Annotated in this window: 21 protein-coding genes; 7 read left to right on the forward strand and 14 right to left on the reverse strand. The window is 58.1% G+C overall.

Annotated features, from left to right (window positions below; genetic code table 11):
* Positions 1–51 precede the first annotated feature (51 nt).
* From AEAC466_RS45310 to ileS, 4 genes are all read right to left on the reverse strand, one after another.
* The gene (locus AEAC466_RS45310) at positions 52–828 is read right to left on the reverse strand and encodes a methyltransferase domain-containing protein (RefSeq protein ID WP_023459274.1); all 777 of its coding nucleotides are present in this window, start codon (positions 826–828) and stop codon (positions 52–54) included.
* Between the two features lie 92 nt (positions 829–920).
* Positions 921–1,487 (reverse strand): DUF3035 domain-containing protein, encoded by a 567-nt coding sequence (locus tag AEAC466_RS38585; RefSeq protein WP_023459275.1) that lies wholly within the window; start codon positions 1,485–1,487, stop codon positions 921–923.
* 82 nt (positions 1,488–1,569) lie between these two features.
* Positions 1,570–2,097, reverse strand: a complete 528-nt coding sequence (gene lspA, locus AEAC466_RS38590; protein WP_023459276.1) for a signal peptidase II — start codon at positions 2,095–2,097, stop codon at positions 1,570–1,572.
* A gap of 5 nt (positions 2,098–2,102) precedes the next feature.
* Positions 2,103–5,018: an isoleucine--tRNA ligase gene (ileS, locus tag AEAC466_RS38595; RefSeq protein WP_023459277.1), complete on the reverse strand. Its 2,916-nt coding sequence runs from the start codon at positions 5,016–5,018 to the stop codon at positions 2,103–2,105.
* 235 nt (positions 5,019–5,253) lie between these two features.
* Between ileS and AEAC466_RS38600 the strand changes: the two genes are divergently transcribed.
* Complete coding sequence (locus tag AEAC466_RS38600) at positions 5,254–5,883, forward strand: GyrI-like domain-containing protein (protein WP_081714684.1); 630 nt, start codon at positions 5,254–5,256, stop codon at positions 5,881–5,883.
* A gap of 31 nt (positions 5,884–5,914) precedes the next feature.
* Positions 5,915–6,295, forward strand: coding sequence for a hypothetical protein (locus AEAC466_RS38605; protein ID WP_155913760.1), 381 nt, complete (start codon positions 5,915–5,917; stop codon positions 6,293–6,295).
* Here the strand turns inward: AEAC466_RS38605 and AEAC466_RS38610 are convergent.
* The 3 genes from AEAC466_RS38610 to AEAC466_RS38620 form a co-directional block, all read right to left on the reverse strand.
* Complete coding sequence (locus AEAC466_RS38610; RefSeq protein WP_023459280.1) at positions 6,289–7,821, reverse strand: PAS domain-containing sensor histidine kinase; 1,533 nt, start codon at positions 7,819–7,821, stop codon at positions 6,289–6,291. The two genes, AEAC466_RS38605 and AEAC466_RS38610, sit on opposite strands and share 7 nt — an antisense overlap.
* Positions 7,822–7,891: 70 nt before the next feature.
* Positions 7,892–8,878: a riboflavin biosynthesis protein RibF gene (gene ribF, locus AEAC466_RS38615; RefSeq protein WP_023459281.1), complete on the reverse strand. Its 987-nt coding sequence runs from the start codon at positions 8,876–8,878 to the stop codon at positions 7,892–7,894.
* Position 8,879: 1 nt separating this feature from the next.
* Positions 8,880–9,305 (reverse strand): MaoC family dehydratase, encoded by a 426-nt coding sequence (locus AEAC466_RS38620; protein ID WP_023459282.1) that lies wholly within the window; start codon positions 9,303–9,305, stop codon positions 8,880–8,882.
* Positions 9,306–9,530: 225 nt separating this feature from the next.
* Between AEAC466_RS38620 and AEAC466_RS38625 the strand changes: the two genes are divergently transcribed.
* The 3 genes from AEAC466_RS38625 to AEAC466_RS38635 all read left to right on the forward strand — a co-directional run bounded on the left by AEAC466_RS38625 (position 9,531) and on the right by AEAC466_RS38635 (position 11,539).
* Complete coding sequence (locus AEAC466_RS38625) at positions 9,531–9,917, forward strand: response regulator (RefSeq protein WP_023459283.1); 387 nt, start codon at positions 9,531–9,533, stop codon at positions 9,915–9,917.
* Positions 9,918–9,944: 27 nt separating this feature from the next.
* Positions 9,945–10,925, forward strand: a complete 981-nt coding sequence (locus AEAC466_RS38630; protein WP_031239199.1) for a protein phosphatase CheZ — start codon at positions 9,945–9,947, stop codon at positions 10,923–10,925.
* Positions 10,926–11,080: 155 nt separating this feature from the next.
* Positions 11,081–11,539, forward strand: coding sequence for a GNAT family N-acetyltransferase (locus AEAC466_RS38635; protein ID WP_023459285.1), 459 nt, complete (start codon positions 11,081–11,083; stop codon positions 11,537–11,539).
* A 22-nt stretch (positions 11,540–11,561) separates the two neighbouring features.
* Here AEAC466_RS38635 and AEAC466_RS38640 read toward each other — a convergent pair whose 3' ends face one another.
* The 6 genes from AEAC466_RS38640 to xseA form a co-directional block, all read right to left on the reverse strand.
* Positions 11,562–12,437, reverse strand: a complete 876-nt coding sequence (locus AEAC466_RS38640; RefSeq protein ID WP_023459286.1) for a TIGR01459 family HAD-type hydrolase — start codon at positions 12,435–12,437, stop codon at positions 11,562–11,564.
* A 70-nt stretch (positions 12,438–12,507) separates the two neighbouring features.
* A complete protein-coding gene (gene tipF, locus AEAC466_RS38645) occupies positions 12,508–13,791 on the reverse strand; it encodes a flagella assembly cyclic-di-GMP phosphodiesterase TipF (protein ID WP_023459287.1) in 1,284 nt (427 codons plus the stop codon).
* 103 nt (positions 13,792–13,894) lie between these two features.
* Positions 13,895–14,389, reverse strand: a complete 495-nt coding sequence (locus tag AEAC466_RS38650; RefSeq protein WP_023459288.1) for a response regulator — start codon at positions 14,387–14,389, stop codon at positions 13,895–13,897.
* Between the two features lie 229 nt (positions 14,390–14,618).
* Entirely contained in the window at positions 14,619–15,491 is an 873-nt protein-coding gene (locus AEAC466_RS38655; protein WP_031239200.1) for a M23 family metallopeptidase, read from the reverse strand.
* Positions 15,455–15,688, reverse strand: a complete 234-nt coding sequence (locus AEAC466_RS38660) for a DUF2093 domain-containing protein (RefSeq protein ID WP_023459290.1) — start codon at positions 15,686–15,688, stop codon at positions 15,455–15,457. Before AEAC466_RS38660 ends, AEAC466_RS38655 begins: the two co-directional genes overlap by 37 nt.
* Positions 15,689–15,748: 60 nt before the next feature.
* Entirely contained in the window at positions 15,749–17,431 is a 1,683-nt protein-coding gene (xseA, locus tag AEAC466_RS38665; RefSeq protein ID WP_023459291.1) for an exodeoxyribonuclease VII large subunit, read from the reverse strand.
* A gap of 201 nt (positions 17,432–17,632) precedes the next feature.
* On the opposite strand from xseA, the gene AEAC466_RS38670 reads away from it, so the two are divergent.
* Positions 17,633–19,717, forward strand: a complete 2,085-nt coding sequence (locus tag AEAC466_RS38670; RefSeq protein WP_023459292.1) for a GAF domain-containing hybrid sensor histidine kinase/response regulator — start codon at positions 17,633–17,635, stop codon at positions 19,715–19,717.
* A gap of 138 nt (positions 19,718–19,855) precedes the next feature.
* Positions 19,856–21,121, forward strand: coding sequence for a phosphoribosylamine--glycine ligase (gene purD / locus AEAC466_RS38675; protein WP_031239201.1), 1,266 nt, complete (start codon positions 19,856–19,858; stop codon positions 21,119–21,121).
* 17 nt (positions 21,122–21,138) lie between these two features.
* On the opposite strand, the gene AEAC466_RS38680 is transcribed toward purD, so the two are convergent.
* A complete protein-coding gene (locus AEAC466_RS38680; protein WP_031239203.1) occupies positions 21,139–21,435 on the reverse strand; it encodes a hypothetical protein in 297 nt (98 codons plus the stop codon).
* Between the last annotated feature and the right edge of the window lie 13 nt (positions 21,436–21,448).

Consider the following 21,448-nt stretch of genomic DNA (forward strand, 5'->3'; position numbering starts at 1 on the left):
ACCCGAAGGTCTACACTATAGAAAGCGCCGCCGGGTTTGTAGTGATTCTTATCACTTCAGCGGGCGACGGAATATCAACGCCATGCGATCGGTCTGGCCACGGATCGACGGATCGAAGACGTTCTTCAGGTGATCGTCCGCCGGATTGGCCAGGGCATTGCTGTTTTCAACCTGTTCGAAGCCGGCGGCCTTGAAATCTGCCAATACCCGTGTGTCCTCGATGCGGTGAAGCGTATTGGTCGCCGTCGCGCCGATACCGGGCGCGGTCTTGTGGTCGGTCAGGATGACGATGCCGCCGGGCTTGAGCAGGGCGAGCAGGGATTTGTCGAAGGCCACGGCGTCATGGCCCGTTTCATTATAGGTGTCATGATAGACCGTGCCGATGAAAATAACATCGTAGGGCTGGGCCGGTGCCGGTATCCGGGCAAACTCGGCGGTCACGAGGTGCACGTTGGGACGGGCGGCAGCCAGGGCCTGGCGGGCGGGCTCCATCTTATAGCCGTCGACCCAGCTTTGTGGATTTTGCGAATCGACTGTGCCCGTGCACACCGCCGCCGACAGGATATAGGAGGCGTAGCCGCCGCCGGCGCCAATATCCAGCACATGATCGCCGGGCTTAACATGGCTCAGGACAAAGCGGGTTTCGCTGAGACGATGGGCATCGTTGTCGCGCTGCTTGGCTGGCCGGTCGGCCTTGGCCAGCACGGCTTCGACGCGCGTATCGAGCGGCGCGCTGACAGCGCATTCCGGAGTCTGCGCGACAGCAAGGGATGACAGGCCTGCCAGGGACAAAACCGTGACGAAGGCGACGATACGCTTAGACACCATGATATTTCTCCTGGATTGGCCTGGCTGAGATTGAAAAAGGCGCTCCGAAGGAACGCCTTTTACGAGAGTCTAACAACTAAATTATCGGTGATCTAGAGGCCCGGCAGCTTGAACTTGGGGTTCGGCTTTTGGGTTATAATGATCTGCTGATCGCCGACCAGCGCCTTCAGACGCGCCTGCTCCGTGGCGGCATCGACCGGGACGGAGGTATTGGCCGCCGCCTCGCTGGCATTGCTGCCGGCAGACGCGGCATCGGCCGGCTTGCGCCAGAACATGACCTTGTCTGCGAAAGACGGTTCTTTGTAGGTCAGGTCGCCAAATTCATCGTCAACAACGTAGCGGGCCAGCGGATCGGCCGTTCCGGCACCCATGCGGGCCACCAGCTGCTGTTCGCCCGCCGACCGGTTGGTCGCGTCGCGTTGTCCCAGAAGCGCCTGACGCGCAGCGCTTTCTGGTTGGAGTTCCTGCGGGCGCGGAGCACCCGGCGAGGGCGGACGCAGGGCATAGTCCGGCGGAACAACCAGCGGCGCTTTGGTGACGACGCGGAATTCGTCGGGCACGACCTTGTTCAGGCCCAGGGCGTTCTTGGTGGACTGGCAACCCGAAAGGGCCACGCCCGCCATGATCAAAAGACCCGCCGCGATTTTTACCGACTTCATAATTCGCTCCGAAATGCCTCACTCGCGCCTGCGCAAGATGAAGAGTGATACTGTGTTTATCAGCCGCTGCCAAGCGTTAAGCTTAACCGGCCGTTTTGCCCTTTTCAGCCATATCCGCGCGGACGAAATACCACACGAGCAAGGCCACCCCTATACAGATCGCACTGTCGGCGACGTTGAAGACCCACGGGAAAAAGCCCGTTCCCCCAAAGTCGAGAAAGTCGACGACATAGCCCAGCCGCAACCGGTCGATCCCGTTTCCGATAGCGCCGCCAATGATCAATCCCAGGCTGACGATCAGCCAGGGATTGGTCTTTGTGCGCACGTAATCGGCAATTCCGAAGGCCATGCCGAATTGAAACAGCACCAACAGCCATCGGCCCAGGCCGTCTGAAGTCAGAAGGCCGAAGCTGATGCCCTGGTTATGGACCATGGTGAGCGAAAAGAAGGGCAAAATATTGACCTGCTGTCCGATCTCGCGAAGATTCAGTCCGTAGAGAACCCCAAGCTTGGTTGCCTGGTCGGCGATTAAGACGAGCAGGGCCAGGCCCAGCGCCTTTAGGCCTTCGGCACTGTACAGGGGCGTAAAATGCGCTTTCAGCTTGTCCATAAGGCTTATCCGGCGTGTGTGGCGTCAAAGGCAGCGACGGCGTCGGCATCGCGCAGGCTGAGATCGGGATAGCGTGGGTCGCTACCGACTTCGGGCAAGATGCGCCATGATCTCTGGCACTTCTGGCCTTCGGCACGGGCGAATTCGACCGCGATCATCGGCAATCCTTCGAGCTTGAAAGAATCGGCCGGGGCCGGTGCGATCGACAGCGTCGCCTGAGAGGTCCGGAAGACCTCGGCCGCGTCGATGCCGGCGAAGGCTTCATAGGCGGCGTTGTCGGCGATGTAGACGATCGGCGCCGCTTCCAGGGCGGAGCCTATGACCTTGTCCCGGCGCTTTTCTTCCAAGGCAGCCGTCACGACGGACAACACGGTTTCGATCTTGGACCAGCGCGCGTGTTCGGCCAGGTTGTGCCACTCGTCAGGTGCGGCGTCCAGGACGCGGAACAGGTTGGCTTCGGCATGGCCGCGACTGGCCCAGGCTTCTTCCATGGTGAAGGTCATGATCGGCGCCAGCCACAGGGTCAGGCGTTCGAACAGGATATTCATCACCGTCCGGCAGGCGCGGCGGCGCGTGGCCGACGGCTGGTCACAGTACAGGCTGTCCTTGCGGATATCGAAATAGAGCGCCGACAGGGTCTGGATGCAGAAATCGGCCACCGGACGGACGACACCGGCGAAATCATAGACGTCATAGGCCGCGCGGACCTTGGCATCGAGCGTATAGACCTCATTGAGGATGTAACGCTCAAGCGACGGCATATCGGTGTAGTCAACGGCCTCTTCGGCCGAGAAACCGTTGATGGCGCCCAGCAGATAGCGCACGGTGTTGCGCAGCTTGCGATAGGCATCAACCGTCGTCTGGATGATCTGCTTGCCGATGCGCAGGTCTTCGGAATAGTCGGCGAAGGCTACCCACAGGCGCAGGATTTCCACACCGGCTTCCTTGGCGATGTCCTGGGGCGCGGTGACATTGCCCTTCGATTTCGACATTTTCTCGCCCTGTTCGTCGAGAACGAAACCGTGCGTCAGGACGGCGTTATAAGGCGCGCGACCTCGGGTGCCGCAGCTTTCGAGCAGGGACGACTGGAACCAGCCGCGATGCTGGTCCGACCCTTCGAGATAGAGATCGGCGGGCCAGCGCGAATCGGCGCGGCCTTCGAGGGTAAAGGCGTGGGTGCAGCCCGAATCGAACCACACGTCGAGGATATCCGTGACCTTTTCGTAGTCGTCCGGATTATAGCCATTGCCGAGAAAATCGGTGTCGGGCCGCGTGAACCAGGCATCGGCCCCGCCTTCGGCGATCATGTCGGTGATGCGCTTGTTGACGCCTTCGTCCCGAAGCGGCTCGCCCGTCTTCTTGTCCACGAACATGGCCAAAGGCGTACCCCAGTTGCGCTGGCGGCTGATCAGCCAGTCCGGGCGTGTCTCGACCATGCCGCCAATGCGGTTCTTGCCCATGGCGGGGAAGAATTCGGTGGCGTTGATGGCGGCCATCGCGGTGTTGCGCAGCGACTCCTCGCCATCCATACGGATGAACCATTGCGGCGTGTTGCGGAAGATGACCGGCGCCTTGGACCGCCAGGAATGCGGGTAGGAATGTTCGACCCGGCCGCGCGCCAGAAGGTTGCCGGCTTCGATAAGCTTGTTCATCACCGCACCGTTTGCTTCGCCGAACTTGCCCGCCTTCTTTCCTTCGGTTTCCAGCACCTTCATGCCGGCGAAGAGGGGGATGTGCGGATAATAGGCGCCGTCCGGATCGACCGTATCGGGGATGGCGTCAAGCGGATAACCGGATTTGAGCCAGATATTGTAGTCGTCCGCGCCATGTCCGGGCGCGGTGTGGACAAAGCCCGTTCCGGCGTCATCGGTGACGTGGTCGCCGGCCAGCATCGGGACATTGAAATCGTAATAGGGATCGTAGGTCGCCAGCGGGTGAGCCAGTCTCAACCCGCTCAGGACGTCGGCAGGCAAGGCAAGGACACGATGCCAGGCCTTGGCGTTCGCAGCTTGCAGGACGCCTTCGGCCAGTTTGTCGGCCAGGATCAGCTTGTCGCCCACCTTAACCCAGGGCGCAAAACCCAAATCTTCTTCGGACTTTACTTCGGTCACTTCGTAAAGCGCATAGGCTACGGACGGGTTGAAGCTGATGGCGCGGTTGGCGGGGATCGTCCACGGCGTCGTCGTCCAGATGACGACCGACGCGCCGTTCAGGGCGTCGACTATGTGCGGCGCATCGCTGCGCAAGGGGAATTTGACCCAGATGGTCGGGGAGACATGCGGATGGTACTCGATTTCCGCATCCGCCAGCGCGGTACGTTCAACCGGCGACCACATCACCGGTTTGGAGCCGCGATACAGCTGGCCAGACATCAGGAATTTATGAAATTCCGCGGTCACCTTGGCTTCGGTGGAATAGTCCATGGTGGCGTAACGGTTTTCCCACTCGCCGAGCACCCCCAGGCGTTTGAATTCGTCGCGCTGGCTGTCGATCCACCGCGCGGCATATTCGCGACACGCTTTGCGGAACTCAGCCGCGGGCACCTCATCCTTCTTGCGGCCCTTGGCGCGGAATTCTTCTTCGATCTTCCATTCGATCGGCAGGCCGTGGCAATCCCAGCCCGGCACGTAATCGACGTCATGGCCGGTGAGGAACTTCGAGCGCACGACGAAGTCCTTCAGGATCTTGTTGAGCGCGTGGCCGATATGGATATTGCCGTTGGCATAGGGGGGGCCATCGTGCAGGACGAACAAAGGCGCGCCGGCGGCCTGGCGGGCTTTGCGGACAGCATGGTACAGGTCGGCCTCGTCCCACTTTTTCAACATTTCGGGCTCGGCCTTTGGCAGGCCGGCACGCATGGGAAAATCGGTTTCGGGCAGGAAGACGGTGTTGCGGTAATCGCGGGCAGTGGTGTTGGACATGAGTCTCAGGTCATATAAAAAGATGTCGGCAAAAAGGCGCGAGAACGAGCTCCCAGCACAGGCTCAACCTGCGCTGGGCCTCAAATTCGTATGATCTGGCGGCCGGACATCAACATGGGCTCTGGCTTTATCAGAGCGCCCCAAACTTGCCTAGGGCAAAGTGGCGAAGCCTGCTGGCAGATTTTGGCGATACCCGCATTTAGGGTGGGGTACATCGGCCGGCATGGAGGCTTCGTTGAGCAAGATCGATCTCAAAACCGAACATAAATCGCTGTATAGCGCGCCCGCAAAGGACTTCGCCCTGGTCGAGGTGCCACCATTGCAATATCTGATGTTCGATGGTTATGGCGACCCGAATACAGTCGCTGACTATCCACAGGCCATAGAGGCTCTGTATTCCCTGTCCTATACCCTTAAATTCATGAGCAAGCGGGCCTTTGACCGTGATTACGTGGTGGGGCCGCTTGAGGGGCTCTGGTGGGCAAGGGACATGAACAGCTTCGTGGCGCGACAAAAGGACAAATGGTCTTGGACAATGATGATCCTGCAACCGGACTGGATAGAAAAGCCACATCTCTGTGCCGCGCTGAGCGAGGTCGTGATGAAGAAGGGCCTGCCAGGTCTGGAAAAGGTCCGTCTGGAACGGCTGGAAGAGGGCTTATGCGCTCAAATTCTGCATGTCGGGCCATTTGACGACGAAGGGCCGACGCTTGAACGGCTGCATACGGAATGGTTGCCGGCCCATGGGTTAACCGAAGCCGGCAGGCATCATGAAATCTACCTCAGCGATGCACGCAAGGTGGCGCCCGATAAACTCAGAACCATCCTGCGTCAACCCGTAAGGCGGGTGAACGCGGCTGGTTGACGCGAGCGCAGCGGGGCATTAGCCGATAAGCATGCGCTCACGACTTATCGCCGCTTTGGCTATGTTTTTATGCTTTGTTTCGGTTATTGGCCGCGCAGGAAATCAGGCGGACCGGGATAACCGGGCCCATTGCGCGGCAATCGGTCACGAATTGCAACGTCGTGCGGCGAAGAAGGCTCGCGTGGTGGCGGAGCTGCGCCTACGGCTGGGGGATAAGGCAGGGCAGGTGGACTTGGCGCGCCTGGCGCAATGGGACGTTTATGTCGCGCGTTTGGACGGGCTGGGGCGTGGTCTGATAGCCAATTTCACTGATCCGTGGCCTATTTCCGCTGCCGAGCGGCGCTCGGCGCATCTACGCGAGACGGAAGACCTTACGATTGACGGAGAAGGCTGTACCGGTGAAGGTCATTGAGGAGGCCGCTCTCTGGTTTTGGGGAGGGTAAAATAGAAGGTGCTACCGTTCCCAGGCGAAGAGTTCGCCCATATTTGCCCGTCATGACTTTCGACGATCTTCCGGCACACGGCTAGCCCCAGACCCGTTCCTTTTATGGCATCCCACGTGTGCAATCGTCGAAATGGCTCGAATACCTGGGTGACGAAGTCCGACGAGATGCCGATACCGTTGTCTGAAACGGCAATGCGCCAATAATTGTCTTGCGGGTCGCAGGTGATCCGGATGACGGGGTGAGCGTTGGCGGGCTGATATTTGATGGCGTTCGCTATCAGGTTTTGGAGTAGCCGAAGCAACTGAACGCTGCTGCCGCTGACGACGGGCAAGGGGGCATTATAAATTTCCACGCCGGAATCGCGGATAAGTTCGCTGAGGTTTATCTTCACGTGCTCCAGTTGCTCTTCCAGATTGACCTCGCCGAAACTCAGGCTTTCCCGCCCTAGCCGCGCATATTGCAGCAGGTCGTGCACCATGTCTTGCAAGCGAATCGCGGAGCTGTTGATGATTTCGAGGAATTCCCGGCCATCTGCGTCAAGCTGGGCTTGATATTCATTCACCAGGATTTCGCTGAAATTGGCGACCATGCGGATGGGTTCCTGCATGTCATGCGATGCAACATAGGCGAAGCGTTCCAACTCCGTGTTGGATTCCATAAGTCGTTGCATCAGCTGCTGGCGGCTATCTTCCGCAGCTTTTGCCTTGGTGATGTCGCGAATGATGCCGCAAAAATAGACGCCGTCATCCAATTCGTAGCGGCTGATCGACAGGTCCATCGGAAACTCTGAGCCATCCTTGCGTCTGCCGCGCACCTCGCGACCGCTGGTTCCGATGATATGGGCCTGGCCCGTGCGTTGATAGTTTTCGAGATATCCATCATGTTCGCTGTGATACGGCTCAGGCATCAGGACGCGGATATTTTTCCCAGCCAGTTCGGCCGCCGAATACCCGAATATCTTTTCGCACGCCGGGTTGAAGGTGTCGATTTGTCCGCTGGCATTGATGGTGATCAGGCCGTCAACCGTGCTCGTAACAAGAGACCGGATGCGCGATTCGCTGTCGCGCAGTTCTTTTTCTCTCTGCTTATGCTGGCTAATGTCGCGGATGATGCCGCAAAAGTGTTGGCGCCCGTCGTGTTCGAAGCGGCTGATCGACAAATCGAGTGGAAATATGGTTCCGTCCTTGCGCTGACCTGAGACTTCCCGCCCGCTGGTGCCGATTATACGTGCCTTGCCCGTTGTCTTGTAGTGCTCAAGATATCCGTCATGTTCGCTATGGTACGGTTCCGGCATCAATACGCGAATATTATGGCCGACGATTTCAAACGCCTCATAGCCGAATATCTTCTCGCAAGCGGGATTGAAACTTTCGATGATGCCTTGATCATCTATGGTGATCAGGCCGTCGATGGCATTGTCAAAAATCGCCTTGGCCAGGGGAGTGACGCTTTCGGTCGTGGGCGCATTCTGTGGCGGAGCTTGGATCGGCATCTACAATTCCTGAAACGCGATGTATTTGGTTTACACGGTTTCGAGATGAGCTTCCACTTGTATGTCGCTCCTAAGTTGCCGTGAGGCCGTCCGCTTGCGTGAACCATGCCCGGGCCTTGGCAGCATCGTTCTGGATTTCCAGTTTCATGGCTTCGAACGAATCGAACTTCGCTTCGGAGCGAATGAAATCCAGCAGAGCCGTCTCGACCACCTGTCCATAAACGTCTTCATTGAAGTCGAACAGATAGGTTTCCAGCAGTTCGATGTTTCCGCCGACTGTGGGGCGCACGCCGATATTACTGACACCGTTGATCTGGCAGCCGTCGGGGAGGGTGGTGCGGGTCACATAAATGCCATAGCGCGGCCGTTGGTAGTCGCCGAGCCTGAGGTTGAGCGTCGGGAAGTCGATGGTCCGCCCTTGCTTTGCGCCATGCACGACCTCGCCACTATAGGCCTGCGGGCGGCCTAGAATCGCTGTCGCTGTGGCGACATCCCCGGCGAGGAGGGCTTCCCGAACGGCCGAGGATGAGAGTTTGTTCCCCTTAGCGTCCGTCTGGCAGGGCAGTATATCGGTGGTGAAGCCGAGGTCGGCGCCGAATTTCACCAGGTCGGCCGCATGGCCGCCACCGCGTTTGCCGAATTGAAAATCGAATCCCGCCGAAACATGTGACAGGTGAAGCGTATCGTGCAGGATGAGACGGGCGAAATCTTCGGCGCTCAGCGAAGACAGATGGCCGTCGAAGCGCAGCACAAATGTATAGTCGATGCCAAGGCGTTCAAAAGCATGCAGCTGCTGGGGCAGCGTCATCAGGCGGAAGGGCTGGCCGTCCTTGTGAAAGAAGGTCTGCGGATGCGGATCGAAACATATAACCGCCGATGGCGCCCCGTTGGCTCGCGCGGCGGCGATGGCGGATTCGATGACGTGCTGATGACCAATATGTACGCCGTCGAAGCTGCCGATCGCGGCGCAGGCGCCGGCGGGCAGTGGTTTATCCGCCGACACGGCATTATCGGCGCCAAGCGTCAGGGTTATAACTGTGAGAGCGGAGGACGGCACTTCAGACTGGGCGTTTGGGAGCGATGACGACGGCGGTTCCGCTCAACATGGTCTTGTTACGCACCTTTACAAGGGTCGATAATGTCACGTGGCCAGATTTCAGATCGATGTCGCGGATCGTCACTTCGACGGTCGCTTCATCACCAGGGCGTACAGCGCGCTTGAAGTCAAGCGTCTGCGAGACGTAGATGGAGCCACGCCCAGGCAGGTCCGACGCGAGGGTCGCTGAAATATAGGCCCCCAGCAGCATTCCGTGGGCGATGCGCCCTTTGAACGGCGACTGGGCCGCGAAGGCTTCGTCGACATGAACCGGATTATGGTCTGTCGATACGTCGGCGAAGGCCTGTATGGCCGCATCGTCGACGGTGAAGACGCGCGAGGCGGTCTGATCGATCGACAATTCATCGATATAATAGGTGTTAGTCATAAGCCTTGCTTATCCAAAATCGTGCCGAAGCGGGACAAAAAAATGAAAACAGCTAGGAAATTTTCACCATAGATCGTAGTTAATATAGTCTATATCATTGAAAAGTAATGATAATTTTTAAAAACGCTCTTAACCTGATTTTATCGTCTCATGGCTATTCTGGCCCTGTCTTAAAGGAAGGGCCTGCGCTTTTGCAGGGCTAGCTTAGAAAAAGTGGGGCGTTACATGGCCATCGATATGTCCATGCCGGTCTTGGTTGTTGATGATTACAAGACCATGCTGCGAATTATCTCCAATCTGCTCAAGCAGCTTGGGTTTGAAAATGTTGAAGAAGCTTCGGACGGCACCGAGGCGCTCGACAAGATGAAAAAGAGTTCCTATGGCCTGGTCATCTCTGACTGGAACATGGAGCCGATGACCGGCTATGAACTGCTGCTCAAGGTTCGCGCCGATGATGGCCTGAAGCGTACGCCCTTCATCATGGTCACTGCAGAATCAAAGACGGAAAACGTTATCGCTGCCAAGAAAGCCGGTGTTAACAATTACATTGTTAAACCTTTCAATGCGGCGACCCTGAAACAGAAGATAACAGCTGTTCTCGGTGAATTCTAAGACCTTTATTCAAGTAGGTTGACTTTAATGGCTATGCCCGCATCAAAATTGGACGAAAGTCACGCTGGCGACGTGTATCAGTCCGCCATGTCTGGCGAATTGGAGCCAAAGCTCATCAATCTGATGCAGCAGTCCGAAGCGCTTGTCGCCCTGATGCGTGGTTTCTTCCAGCAACTCGACAAGCGTCGTTCGGAAGAATTCAGCATCATCGCCGGCTACATCGCCAAGGCCAAGGAAGAGATCCGCGAAATGCGTCCTCACGACATTTCGCAGGAACGCATTCCGACAGCGGGTGCGGAATTGGAAGCCATCACCCGCGACACGGAAAATGCCACCCACTCAATCATGAATTCGGCCGAAGCCATGATGGGCTTCTCAATCGATCAGTTCGGCGGTGACGCCAACGCCTACAAGGCGGCGGTCGATGACGAGGTCATGAAAATTTTCGAGGCCTGTTCGTTCCAGGATATCACCGGCCAGCGCGTCTCTAAGGTGGTCAATGTCCTGAAGCAGATCGAGGAACGTGTCGGCAAGCTGGCCAACACCCTTGGCGTCGAAGACAGCGACCCGCAGGAGATGACGGCCGAAGAGCGCCGTCGTCACGACCTGTTGCTTAACGGTCCGGCTATCGGTGGACCTGAGACGAAGCAGGACGCTATCGACGCGATGTTCGACGAAGGTTTTGACGCTGTGTCTCCGGCCATCAAGCCTGACGCGCTCGCCGCCAAGGTCCCGGAGGCCAAACCGGCCCCCGAGCCCGCAGCGAAAGCGCCAGAACCAGAACCCGCTCCCAAGGCCGCCCCGACTGCTGTTGCCCCTGCACCTAAGCCAGAACCGGCGCCCGCGCCTAAGCCGGAACCCAAACCTGAGCCCAAGCCTGCTGCCGCATCAGCGCCAGCGCCGGACACCACCAATTCGCAGGACGATATCGACGCCCTGTTCGACTTCACAGTCGAGGATATGAACAAGACGAACAGCCAGGACGATATCGACGCCCTGTTTGACTAAACCTATAAAAAAGCAAAGACATCCACGCCCCGCTAAGAGGGCAGATGGACAATTGCGATGGTGAAGAAACGCGGCGGCCTTCCCGGTCGCCGCGTTTTTGCATTCGGAAACAGAGTGTGTCTTCCATGGCGGTCGACATGGCTTAATCTCTGCGCATGTCTGATGTGATTGTTCGCCCCGTCGAAGCCGAAGATTTCCCGCAGTGGCTACCTTTGTGGACAGGCTATAACGCCTTTTACGGCCGCAGCGGTGCCACCGCGCTGCCTGATGCCGTGACACAAACCACGTGGGCGCGCTTTCAAGACCCGGCCATGCCTATACACGCCATCGTCGCTGTCAGCCGCGGTACGGTGGTGGGGCTGGCGCATTATCTGTTTCATTACTCGACATCGTCCACCGCCCAGACTTGCTATCTTCAGGATCTGTTCACCGCCGAGGCCGCGCGTGGTCAGGGTGTCGCGCGGGCACTGATCGAACGGGTGTACGCGGCGGCCGCCCAGGTAGGGACCACACGCGTCTACTGGCACACGCACGAAACAAACCGCACGGCGCAAGCGTTGTACGACAAGGTCGCTCTGAGGTCTGGCTTTATCGTCTACAGGAAGCCGTCTTAGTCGGGCACACAGCCAAGATTGATCAGGCCCAGCGCAGGGCGTCGGCGACATACTTTGAATTGGCCATCTGCGTATCCAGCACAGCTTTGAGCAGAAGCGGATCGAGAATACCTTCGGCGTTGGTGGCCTCCGCAGCATGAATGCCGGCGGCAATAAACAGGAGGTCCAGGCCTTGGCCATTGGCGCCGAGGACGTCGGTTGGCAAGCCGTCGCCGATGGCGAGAATGCGCGTCTTGTCGTGCGGTTTGCCGGTGATCTTTTCCAGCGCCTGGTAGCACATCTCGTAGATCGGTGCGTAGGGCTTACCCGCCATGATGACCGGCCCGCCCAGGCTGGCATAAAGATCCGCCAGAGAGCCCGCGCACATGATGATCTTGTCGCCGCGCTGCACCACCTTGTCCGGGTTCGCGCAGATCATGACGATCTTGCGTTGTGCCGCGATGGTAAAGGCATGCAGATACTGGTCAGCTGTATCGTTCTCGTCGTCGAACGGTGAGGTGCAGGAGATGAATGCGGCCGTCTCCGGCTTGCCACTCAGGTCGATGTCGATACCTTCGTAGAGCGACTGTTCGCGTGGGTCGCCGATACGCCAGGCCGGGCCCTGCGGCGCGAATTTCTTGAGATATTCCCGCGTTGCGTCGCCGGATGAGACGACGTCGGAAAAGCCGTCGTCCAGAATGCCCAGACTGGCCAGTTGTCCGACCAGGCTTTCGCGTGGCCGCGGAGAATTGGAAATAAGGATGACCGGACCGCGCTCAGCCTTGAACCGGCGTAAGGCTTCGTAGGCGGGCGGGAAGTGTTGACGACCGTTGTGGATCACGCCCCAGATATCGCAGAAGATGGCATCGTAATCGGCGGCGATATTGGCCAGACCGTTCAGCAGTTCAGGATGGGACATCGGTATTCCTACGCAGCAAATACCGGCTGTTTAGCGGCTAAATATCGGAAAGGGAAGTGACAACCGCGCCTTAAGCCCGGCGGCGTGTCTGCGGCAGGGTGGACTTGATAAAGCCGGCCGGCGGATCAGTTTCCGCAAGCACCTGCTCCTTGATGGCGCGGGGTTCACCGAACAAATGCCCTTGGGCATAGGCGATCTCGATGTCGAGGATATCGACCACCTGACGTTCGCTTTCGACCTTTTCGGCGATCACTTCGATACCGTAGCGTGCCAGCAATCCGGCATAGTCGCCGGCATGGATGTCCTTTAGGAACTTGAGTGCCGGCTTGCCTCCAACGTCAAGCAGTTGCTCCAAAAGCAGGTTCGCGCCGACCTTGACATAGCGCACGTCGGAGCGATGCAAGTCCTGCAGGTCGAAATCGATCGTCGTCACCTTGTCGATCGAGAAGCGGAAGCCCAGGTCGGCCAGCTTGGCCATGTTGCGCGCTTCGGCGGAGCCGCGGGTGGCGAAGGCATCTTGCCCTAGTTCAAAAATCAAAGACCCGGCCAGGTCACGATTTTCATTGAGGAATTCGAGAAACTGCGGGAAGAAGGTTTCATCACGCAGGGATGTCAGAGAAATATTGCAGAAGATGCCGATGCGTCGATCCTGCTTTGCCAGGCGGCGGACAATCTGCACACAACGGAACAGGAGCAGGTTGTCTATGGACGGGACCAGCCCTTCCGCATCGGCCACGGTCAGATATTCAGCCGGCATAAGGACGCGACCCGACACGTCGCGCAGACGCGAGAAGCTTTCATAGAAAATCGTCTTGCGCTGGGGCAGGGACACGACCGGCTGAAGATACAGGTCGACGCGATTGGCAATAAGCGCCTCGCGAATCGTCTCGATCAGTGCCAGGGCCTGGGCTTCCTTGTGGTTCATGGCGGGAGAGCCATGCAGCGGCACCACCGCAGGCGCAGCACGCCATTCGGTCATGCGGTCTTCTATGCTTTCGCCCAGTTTCATGACCAGGTCCTCAAGCATCTTGACTTCTGAAGTCAGTTCTTCGGACCGTGACGTACGCTGGTTTTGCACGCGGTCTGCCAGTTCAATCATGTCCTTTTGGGTCGAATCGATGGCGTCAACCATCAGGCGGTGCGCTTCCCGCACGTTTTCAACATCACGGGTGATGCGCCGTTCGGCCAGTTGCTGAGACGCGTAGGCGTGAAATGACAGGCATACACCTAGGACACCGGCCAGAACAGCTATGGCCGCTCCACCATCGGAACCGCCCTTCCACACCATTGCCGCCACGCTGGCGCTCAGCAGTATGTAGGTCAAGACAAGAATGGCCGGGGTAAATCTGCCCATAGGAGGTCCCAAATCGCCAAAAGTGGCATAGAATCTTATGCCAACTATGAATTGATTCAACAAGGAGGCAAATAGGGCGTTAACACTTATTAACAGGCGGGTGTTAGAGCGTGCCGTCCGTATTTCTGCGCAATGGACCGCTATATGACGCGTCATTGGTGCGACGGCGATCGGGACCGAAATAGGTTCTACACCGGATAAACGGTCTTGGACGCATAATCACAGAGTCCATTCGCCCCAGAAGCGCGCGGGCGGTCAGCGGCTTTACGACGAATTCGTTGACGCCCGAATCACGCGCCTGGATGACACGCGACCGTTCGGAATGGCCTGTGATCATAATGATGGGCAGGTACGGATTGGACGAATCCGACGCGTTACGCAGCATTTTTGTGAATTCCACGCCATCGATCGGATCCATGTTGAAATCAACTAAAGCGATATCGGCGGGGTATTGGCGCAGCATGTCCAGCCCTTCGGCGCCGTCGCGTGCTTCACGCACGTTGCGGATACCCGACCCTTTGAGGATCGCGGTGACGATTGAGCGCATATGCTGATTATCTTCGATCAGCAAAATTTTAAGGCTGCTGTAATCGGCCATGGGTTCAATTGAAGGATTTGAAAAGACGGACGTTTTTATTAGGTTGTTATTGCGAACGCGTCTGACTGATAAGCGGAATGCGGATTTGTTTTCAAGTGAATAATTCAGGCGGTTGCGTCAAAAATCAGTAATGCAGGTCGATATGATCAAGGCCGGGACGAGGCATCCCTTGCGCGAAAAGGGTTTGGCACAGACAATGCATTTGGGGAAAAATAACGAAAACCTAGGGTCAACCGACCATCAAACTGGGGTCCATGCGGCGATCGCCCCATTTCAACCGCCAGCAAAGGTGCGGTCCGGTAGCGCGGCCTTTCGCGCCAACCCGACCAATGATCTGCGTCTGGCGGACATGATCTCCCTTTTTGACCAGAAGCTCCGACTGGTGCAGATACATGGAAATAACCCCCTGGCCGTGGTCGATAAGCGTCAGCCCGCCCTCGTAAAACAGATCAGGCTCGGCCAGGACAACGAGGCCGGCTTGAGGGGCGTAGACGGGGGTGCCGACCGGTGCGGCCATGTCAAAACCGTAATGGGGGCTTTTGGGTACGCCGTTGAGTACGCGCTGATTCCCGAAGTGGCCGGAGACCTGAAATTTCTTAAGGGGATAGATGAAGCCGCCCTTGAAATAATCGCTGCCGTCGCGGCTGGCGAAGGCGACATTTTTCAGGGCCGTATCTCGCTTGATGCGTTCCAGATTGGCCGGATCGGTCGGGGTCACCGTCTCCGGCGGCAGGCCATCGACGTGTTGCAGATCATAGGTGGTCGGGGCGATGGCGAAGCGCGTCAAGTCTGTGCGCGTCGGTGTGCGTATTTCCAGACTACAGGTCGGTACGGAATCACGATCAAAACCAACGTAGAACCAGCCGGTTTCGGAAGTGCGACCGCGCATGAAACCGTCAACCCATAGCTCCGCGTTGGGCGCGCCGCGGCCGATGCAATAGCCGCTCTGCTGGAACTTGCCCCGCAACCCGAACGGCAAGGCCGGCTGCGGAGTGGCCGCATTCAGGATGCCTGGAAAGGATGCACCCAACGCGGCGACACCGAGACGCAGCAGGGACCGTCGGTTCAACCCTTGGCGGAGAGGGGGGGTAAGCTTTTCCAACGTTGCAAGGCCTCCTCTGGGCCGGCGAAGGCTTCCTGGGTACGTGGGTTCCAGTATTTGAGCGCCTCAAGCGGAACCTGCTTGCCGGAAATGGCGCAGATCACGAACTTTCCCGGGCGCATGACGGTGTAATCGCCGTCGCCGTAATGGAGGATGGCCTGACCAGGCAGGGGAGTGGAGGGCGTATGCATATTCATAGAGCCAACATAAGCTTCCGTCTGGCGACGATCAAGGGAGAACTTGGTCAGCGCGGAGTGCTAAAACAGGCTACCCTGGTCGGGCGTAACGGGTTTAGGCTTGGGCGATAGCGGTTTGGTCGCGGACTTCGGTGACGCGCCGGCGCTTCCCGCGATAACGTCCAGCGTCTGATTGTCCTTGAAGGTCAGAACCAGTTCGTCGCCGTTGTCGACACCAACGGGCGATTTGAGCAGGGCGCCATCGCGTCGGTTGACCCGGGCGAAACCGAGATCGAGCGGACGGTCAGGGTTCAGACTAAGGCGCAATTGTTCAAGCCGTTTAACGCGTTCCTCGCGTTGTTTCAGATCGCGCATGAAGGCTTCGGGCAGGCGTCGCGCCAGATCGGGCAAGCGTTGCCCGCGCTGTTCGACCAGGCGTTTCAGTGCCTCATGTAAACGCCGGTCAAGTTCCGGCAGACGTTCGCCCTTCTTGTCCGCGCAACGGATAAACGCCTCGGCCATGCGCTTCTCAAGCGCCGGCAGGCGGGCATGGCCTTCGGCCTGATCAATCAGGCGCGTTCCGCCGCGCGACAGGCGCTCCCCGAACTGGTTCAGACGGTCCTTTTTTAGCTGGTACTCGCGTTCCAGCAAGCTTGGCGTAAATCGGCCGGAAATACCGACAAAAGCTGTCCGGTGCAGGTTGAGGTTTTGCAACAGGCCGCCGTCCTGGCGGTGCGCGACGTAATCGAGCCGTTGTTGGGCCGTATTGATCAGGTCCAGCGGCCTGGGCAGGGCGCGCGCCAGCATGGTAAGCCGTTCGCGGCGGCTTTCCAATCCGCGCGACATGCAGGCCTGACGCCGGCGTTCGAGATCGGCGGTAAAGGCACGCAGCTCGCCGATGACTGGCGTTGCCATTTCGGCGGCGCCTGTTGGTGTCGGTGCGCGGCGATCGCTGACATAGTCGATCAAGGTTGTATCGGTTTCGTGCCCGACGGCGGAGATGATGGGGATGGTGCAGGCATGAACTGCGCGCGCCATGTCTTCGCTATTGAAGGCCCACAGATCCTCCACTGAGCCGCCGCCGCGCGCGACAATCAGCACGTCCGGGCGGGGCAGGGCCGGGTCGTTCTGGAAACCGCGCAGGGCGCCGATCACCTGCGGGACGGCAGCATCGCCTTGAACAATCACCGGCCAGACAATGACACGGCAAGGCCAGCGATCACGAATCCGGTGAAGTATGTCGCGGATAACAGCGCCGGTGGGTGAGGTAATGACCCCGATGGTCCGGGGTGCGTAGGGCAAGGGCTTCTTTTTAGCTGGATCGAACAAGCCTTCGCCGTGCAGCTTCTTCTTGATGCGATCGAGCTGCGCCAGAAGCGCGCCGACGCCGGCGACTTCCATTGCTTCGATGACGATCTGGTATTTGGACGATGCGGGAAATGTCGTGATCTTACCGGTGACGATGACTTCCAGTCCCTGGTCCGGCTGAGCCTGCAATCGGCTGACATTGCCTTTCCAGATGACGCCGTCTATGGCCGCCTTGTCGTCCTTGAGCGTCAGGTAGACGTGACCGGAGCTGTGGCGCGTAACCTTTGAAATTTCACCGCGCAAACGCACATGATCATACGTCGTTTCCAGCGTGCGTTTCAGGGCACCTGCCAGTTCCGAGACGGAATAGGCCTGCGCATTGGTTTGAAGGCCCTGAGTCTGAAGGGTCTGAACCTGAGGCGTCGAATCGGCGGAGAAATAAAGGTCGTTGGCCATGTCGTCAGTTTAAAGCGCTTACCGGTACTGTGTCAGCTCTTTTTGAGTAGCTTGAGGATAAAACGAAGGACAAATCGAGCCCAAGATGCGGGCGGTGAGCAAATCCAGCAGTAAGCGCGCAATGTGTACAAATCTTTAGCTTTTTTTCAATCATAACAACATAGGGTAGGGCCTTTAGTATTCACGATCAGAGCGTGCCTTATGAGTCAATTTAAGCTACCCTTGGACGTGGATATCAGGCGTCATGCGGCGTTTTATCAGCCGGACGTCTCCGAGGCGGAGCCGGATTACGGGTTCGATCACCTGACCAGCCTGGCCGCAGATATCTTTGACGCGCCCATTGCGCTTATTTCGCTTATCGACGGAGAGGAGCATACCTTCATTTCCTCTGTTGGCGTGTCGTTCCAGTCAATTCCGGCGAAAATCTCCTTCTGCGAACATACTGTGCGACTGGGCGACGTGCTGGTGGTTCCCGACGCCAGGCTGGATACGCGCTTCACTGAAAATCCGTTCGTCAAGGGCGCGCCTTACATCCGCTTTTACGCGGGTGCGCCATTGCGTTACGAAGGTGTACTGATCGGTAGCTTCTGTGTGATTGATACCAAACCGCGCGCCGGTTTTGATGAGGTGCAAAAGCGGCGTCTGCAAAAACTGGCGGACAGCGTATCGGGTCTTTTGACGCTGCGTAAGACGGATGCGCTCAGGAAAGCGGCTATCCGCAAATTGCAGGAAACCCAGCGTAAGTTGGAGCTGATGGAAGAGGTCGCCGGCGTCGGCTACTGGCACATCAACGTCCGGACGCGCGAAGCCTTCTGGTCACGTGGCGTATACGCTATCCACGGCCTGAGCCGCGATACCTTCCAGCCGACGGTGGAAGACGGCGTTCAGTTTTTCCATCCCGATGATCGCGATGCCGTGTCGCGCTGCGTGCATGAGGCGATGCAGACGGGACGCGATTTCACCTTCGAGCGGCGGCTCATCCGGTCTGACGGAGCAGAGCGAATTGTCTATTCGAAGGGCGGTGTCGAATTGGGCGATGATGGTGCCCCCGATTTTATTTTCGGTATTTTGCAGGACATTACAGAGCAGGCGCAGTTGGAAGACAACCTTCGTGCCGCCAAGGAAAATGCGGAGGCACACCAATTGGCCAAGTCGGACTTCCTGTCCAATATGAGCCACGAAATCCGCACACCGCTGACCACTATTCTCGGCTATGCCACCTTGCTGAATAGTGTGGGCGACATGCCGAATGACGCCCGACACTATGTTGGCCGCATCAATAAGGCCGGTGAGGCCCTCCTTAGCCTGATCACGGATATTCTTGACTTTTCAAAGCTTGAGGCGGGGCAGGTCAAGCTGGACCCGCAACCTACCGACCTGCGTAATCTTGCCGGCGATATCATTGATCAGTTCGCCAGCCTGACCGAGAGCCGAAACATAGAGATTGGCGTGGACTATGATCCTGTGTCGCCGGATTGGTTGAGGATAGATGATCTGCGCATCCGCCAGGTGCTGTATAATCTAGTCGGCAATGCGTGCAAATTTACTCAGCAGGGCTTTGTCCGCCTCAGCGCCCAGGTATTGCCGGGACGCAAGGGTGCGACCTTGCGGGTCGAAGTACGTGACAGCGGCCCCGGTTTGACGACCCGACAACAAACCCGTTTATTCACCCGGTTTAACCAGATCGACAACAGCATCAACCGTAAATATGGCGGTTCGGGCCTGGGACTGTCCATCTGTTATGAAATCATCAAGTTGATGAAGGGCGAAATCGGCGTCAATTCGACACCTGGCGAAGGCAGCTGCTTCTGGTTCGAAATTCCCGTCAGCGTCGTCGCTGCGCCCGCGGCGGCAAAGGCGAAGGAAGACCTCAAGCCTGTGTTTCTCGAAGATCGCAAGGTCCTGATCGTCGACGACCATCCGATAAACCGTGAGCTTATCCGCCTGTTGCTGACCGACTCAGGGCTGGAAATCTTCGAAGTCTGTGACGGTCAGGAAGCGCTCGACATTTGCGAAACCCAGCGTTTCGATTTGATTTTCATGGATATTCAGATGCCGGTTATGGACGGTATTACCGCGACGCGGCGCATTCGCGAAGCCAGCCTATTGAATGGCGATACGCCGATCGTGGCCTTGAGCGCGGCGGCCCAGACCAAACTATCGGATGATACACGCGGGCAGGGCTTCACGCATGTCCTGACCAAGCCGATCGATATGCCGCAGTTTTTCAATACCTTGCATACCTGTCTTGAAGGGACGGTGACGCCGCATAGGCTGGCCAGTTAAACCGACGATAGATATACTCAATATAATCAAAATCGTACGGGCAGGCCTTACCATCTGCCTTGCATGACGGGATGGCTTTTTTCGTCGCCTACGCAAAAGGGGCTTGACCCGGCGGCTATCGTGGGGGAAGCGGAAACCATGAATATTCTGCTGATCGGTTCGGGCGGCCGCGAACACGCCCTGGCATGGAAAATTGCCCAGTCACCGCTGTGCCAGCGTCTGGTCATCGCGCCGGGTAATCCCGGCATGGCTGCGCTTGGCGAATGCCGCGATGTCAAAGCGACCGATGTTGTAGGGCTCGTCGTATTGGCGCGGGAAATCGCCGCCGATCTGGTCATCGTTGGACCGGAAAGCGCATTGGCCGAGGGATTGGCGGACGGCATGGCCATGGCCGGTATCCCGTGTTTTGGGCCGATGAAAAAGGCGGCTCAACTGGAAGCGTCCAAGGCCTTCACCAAGGATTTCTGCAAGCGTCACAATATCCCGACGGCGCAATCCGAAACCTTCGACAATGTGGCCGAGGCGCGCGCCTTCCTCAAAACCTATAGCCCGCCCTATGTCATCAAGGCGGACGGCCTGGCAGCCGGCAAGGGCGTTGCTATTTCTCCAGACTATCAGGACGCGGTTGCCGAGATCGAAGCCATGCTGGGCGGGCGTTATGGGCCGGCCAGTTCCAATATCGTCATCGAGGAATTCATGACCGGCGAGGAAGCGTCGGTCTTCGCCCTGTGCGACGGTGAAACGGCGATGCTTTTCGGCTGGGCTCAGGATCACAAACGCGCCTTTGACGGCGATACCGGGCCAAACACGGGCGGCATGGGCACCTATAGTCCCGCACCGGTGGTGACGCCGGACCTTCTGCGCGTGACGCAAAATGACATTTTGGCGCCGACCATGGCGGGTATGAAGGCGGAAGGCAATCCGTACAAGGGCGTGCTTTATGCCGGCCTGATGATCGAGGACGGCAAGCCGCGCCTGGTCGAATACAATGCCCGCTTTGGCGATCCGGAATGCCAGGTTCTGATGCTGCGCCTCAAAAGCGACATCGTACCCTATCTCATGGCGGCGGCCACGGGGGGGCTGAAACAGCTTCCGCCGCCGGAATGGCATGATGAGCCCGCCGTCTGTGTTGTCTATGCGGCCAAGGGCTATCCCGACAGTCCCTTGTCAGGATCGATCATTCGCGGCGCCGAACAGGATTTCGGTCGCGACGTCACCGTATTTCACGCCGGCACCAGCCGCGACGCCGATGGCAATCTGCGCGCGGCCGGCGGGCGCGTGCTCAATATCTGCGCACGCGGTAAGAGCTTGCAGGATGCCCGTGACAAGGCCTACGCCGCAATAAACCAGATAGACTGGCCGGGCGGCTTCTACCGCACGGATATTGCCTGGCGCGCGCTTTAAAAGCGATCGGATTGTCGCTAAGCGGGCGGGCCCTGAACCATATAGGTGAACGGCTTGCCGCGCGATTCCGGTTCCCAGCCATCAGCTATGGCCTTGCCGATCTGCACGGCTATGTCCTGCTTGTTGATAACCGGTCTTTGCGCATGACGGCTGGGCTTGGGGAACGGGTACTCGATCAGAAGAACCTTTTGCGGGTTCTCCTCATGCTGCACCGATAGGCACAAACCCTTGCCGCCATCCACCGTGGCCCATTGGGGCTCACGGTGGATATGCCAGCGGTACTTGACGCCGTCGACCGTGGCGACGTCTTCCATTTGTCGTTTCGCT

Origin of the sequence: Asticcacaulis sp. AC466 (assembly GCF_000495815.1) — a bacterium.
In the GTDB taxonomy this organism is placed as follows: domain Bacteria; phylum Pseudomonadota; class Alphaproteobacteria; order Caulobacterales; family Caulobacteraceae; genus Asticcacaulis.

Excerpts from the sequence above, each read along its gene's own strand:
- AEAC466_RS45310 (WP_023459274.1), bottom strand. The coding sequence starts at position 828 with ATGGTGTCTAAGCGTATCGTCGCCTTCGTCACGGTTTTGTCCCTGGCA.
- AEAC466_RS38585 (WP_023459275.1), bottom strand. The coding sequence starts at position 1,487 with ATGAAGTCGGTAAAAATCGCGGCGGGTCTTTTGATCATGGCGGGCGTG.
- lspA (WP_023459276.1), bottom strand. The coding sequence starts at position 2,097 with ATGGACAAGCTGAAAGCGCATTTTACGCCCCTGTACAGTGCCGAAGGC.
- ileS (WP_023459277.1), bottom strand. The coding sequence starts at position 5,018 with ATGTCCAACACCACTGCCCGCGATTACCGCAACACCGTCTTCCTGCCC.
- AEAC466_RS38605 (WP_155913760.1), top strand. The coding sequence starts at position 5,915 with ATGCGCTCACGACTTATCGCCGCTTTGGCTATGTTTTTATGCTTTGTT.
- AEAC466_RS38610 (WP_023459280.1), bottom strand. The coding sequence starts at position 7,821 with ATGCCGATCCAAGCTCCGCCACAGAATGCGCCCACGACCGAAAGCGTC.
- AEAC466_RS38620 (WP_023459282.1), bottom strand. The coding sequence starts at position 9,305 with ATGACTAACACCTATTATATCGATGAATTGTCGATCGATCAGACCGCC.
- AEAC466_RS38625 (WP_023459283.1), top strand. The coding sequence starts at position 9,531 with ATGGCCATCGATATGTCCATGCCGGTCTTGGTTGTTGATGATTACAAG.
- AEAC466_RS38630 (WP_031239199.1), top strand. The coding sequence starts at position 9,945 with ATGGCTATGCCCGCATCAAAATTGGACGAAAGTCACGCTGGCGACGTG.
- AEAC466_RS38635 (WP_023459285.1), top strand. The coding sequence starts at position 11,081 with ATGTCTGATGTGATTGTTCGCCCCGTCGAAGCCGAAGATTTCCCGCAG.
- AEAC466_RS38640 (WP_023459286.1), bottom strand. The coding sequence starts at position 12,437 with ATGTCCCATCCTGAACTGCTGAACGGTCTGGCCAATATCGCCGCCGAT.
- tipF (WP_023459287.1), bottom strand. The coding sequence starts at position 13,791 with ATGGGCAGATTTACCCCGGCCATTCTTGTCTTGACCTACATACTGCTG.
- AEAC466_RS38650 (WP_023459288.1), bottom strand. The coding sequence starts at position 14,389 with ATGGCCGATTACAGCAGCCTTAAAATTTTGCTGATCGAAGATAATCAG.
- AEAC466_RS38660 (WP_023459290.1), bottom strand. The coding sequence starts at position 15,688 with ATGAATATGCATACGCCCTCCACTCCCCTGCCTGGTCAGGCCATCCTC.
- xseA (WP_023459291.1), bottom strand. The coding sequence starts at position 17,431 with ATGGCCAACGACCTTTATTTCTCCGCCGATTCGACGCCTCAGGTTCAG.
- AEAC466_RS38670 (WP_023459292.1), top strand. The coding sequence starts at position 17,633 with ATGAGTCAATTTAAGCTACCCTTGGACGTGGATATCAGGCGTCATGCG.
- purD (WP_031239201.1), top strand. The coding sequence starts at position 19,856 with ATGAATATTCTGCTGATCGGTTCGGGCGGCCGCGAACACGCCCTGGCA.
- AEAC466_RS38680 (WP_031239203.1), bottom strand. The coding sequence starts at position 21,435 with ATGGAAGACGTCGCCACGGTCGACGGCGTCAAGTACCGCTGGCATATC.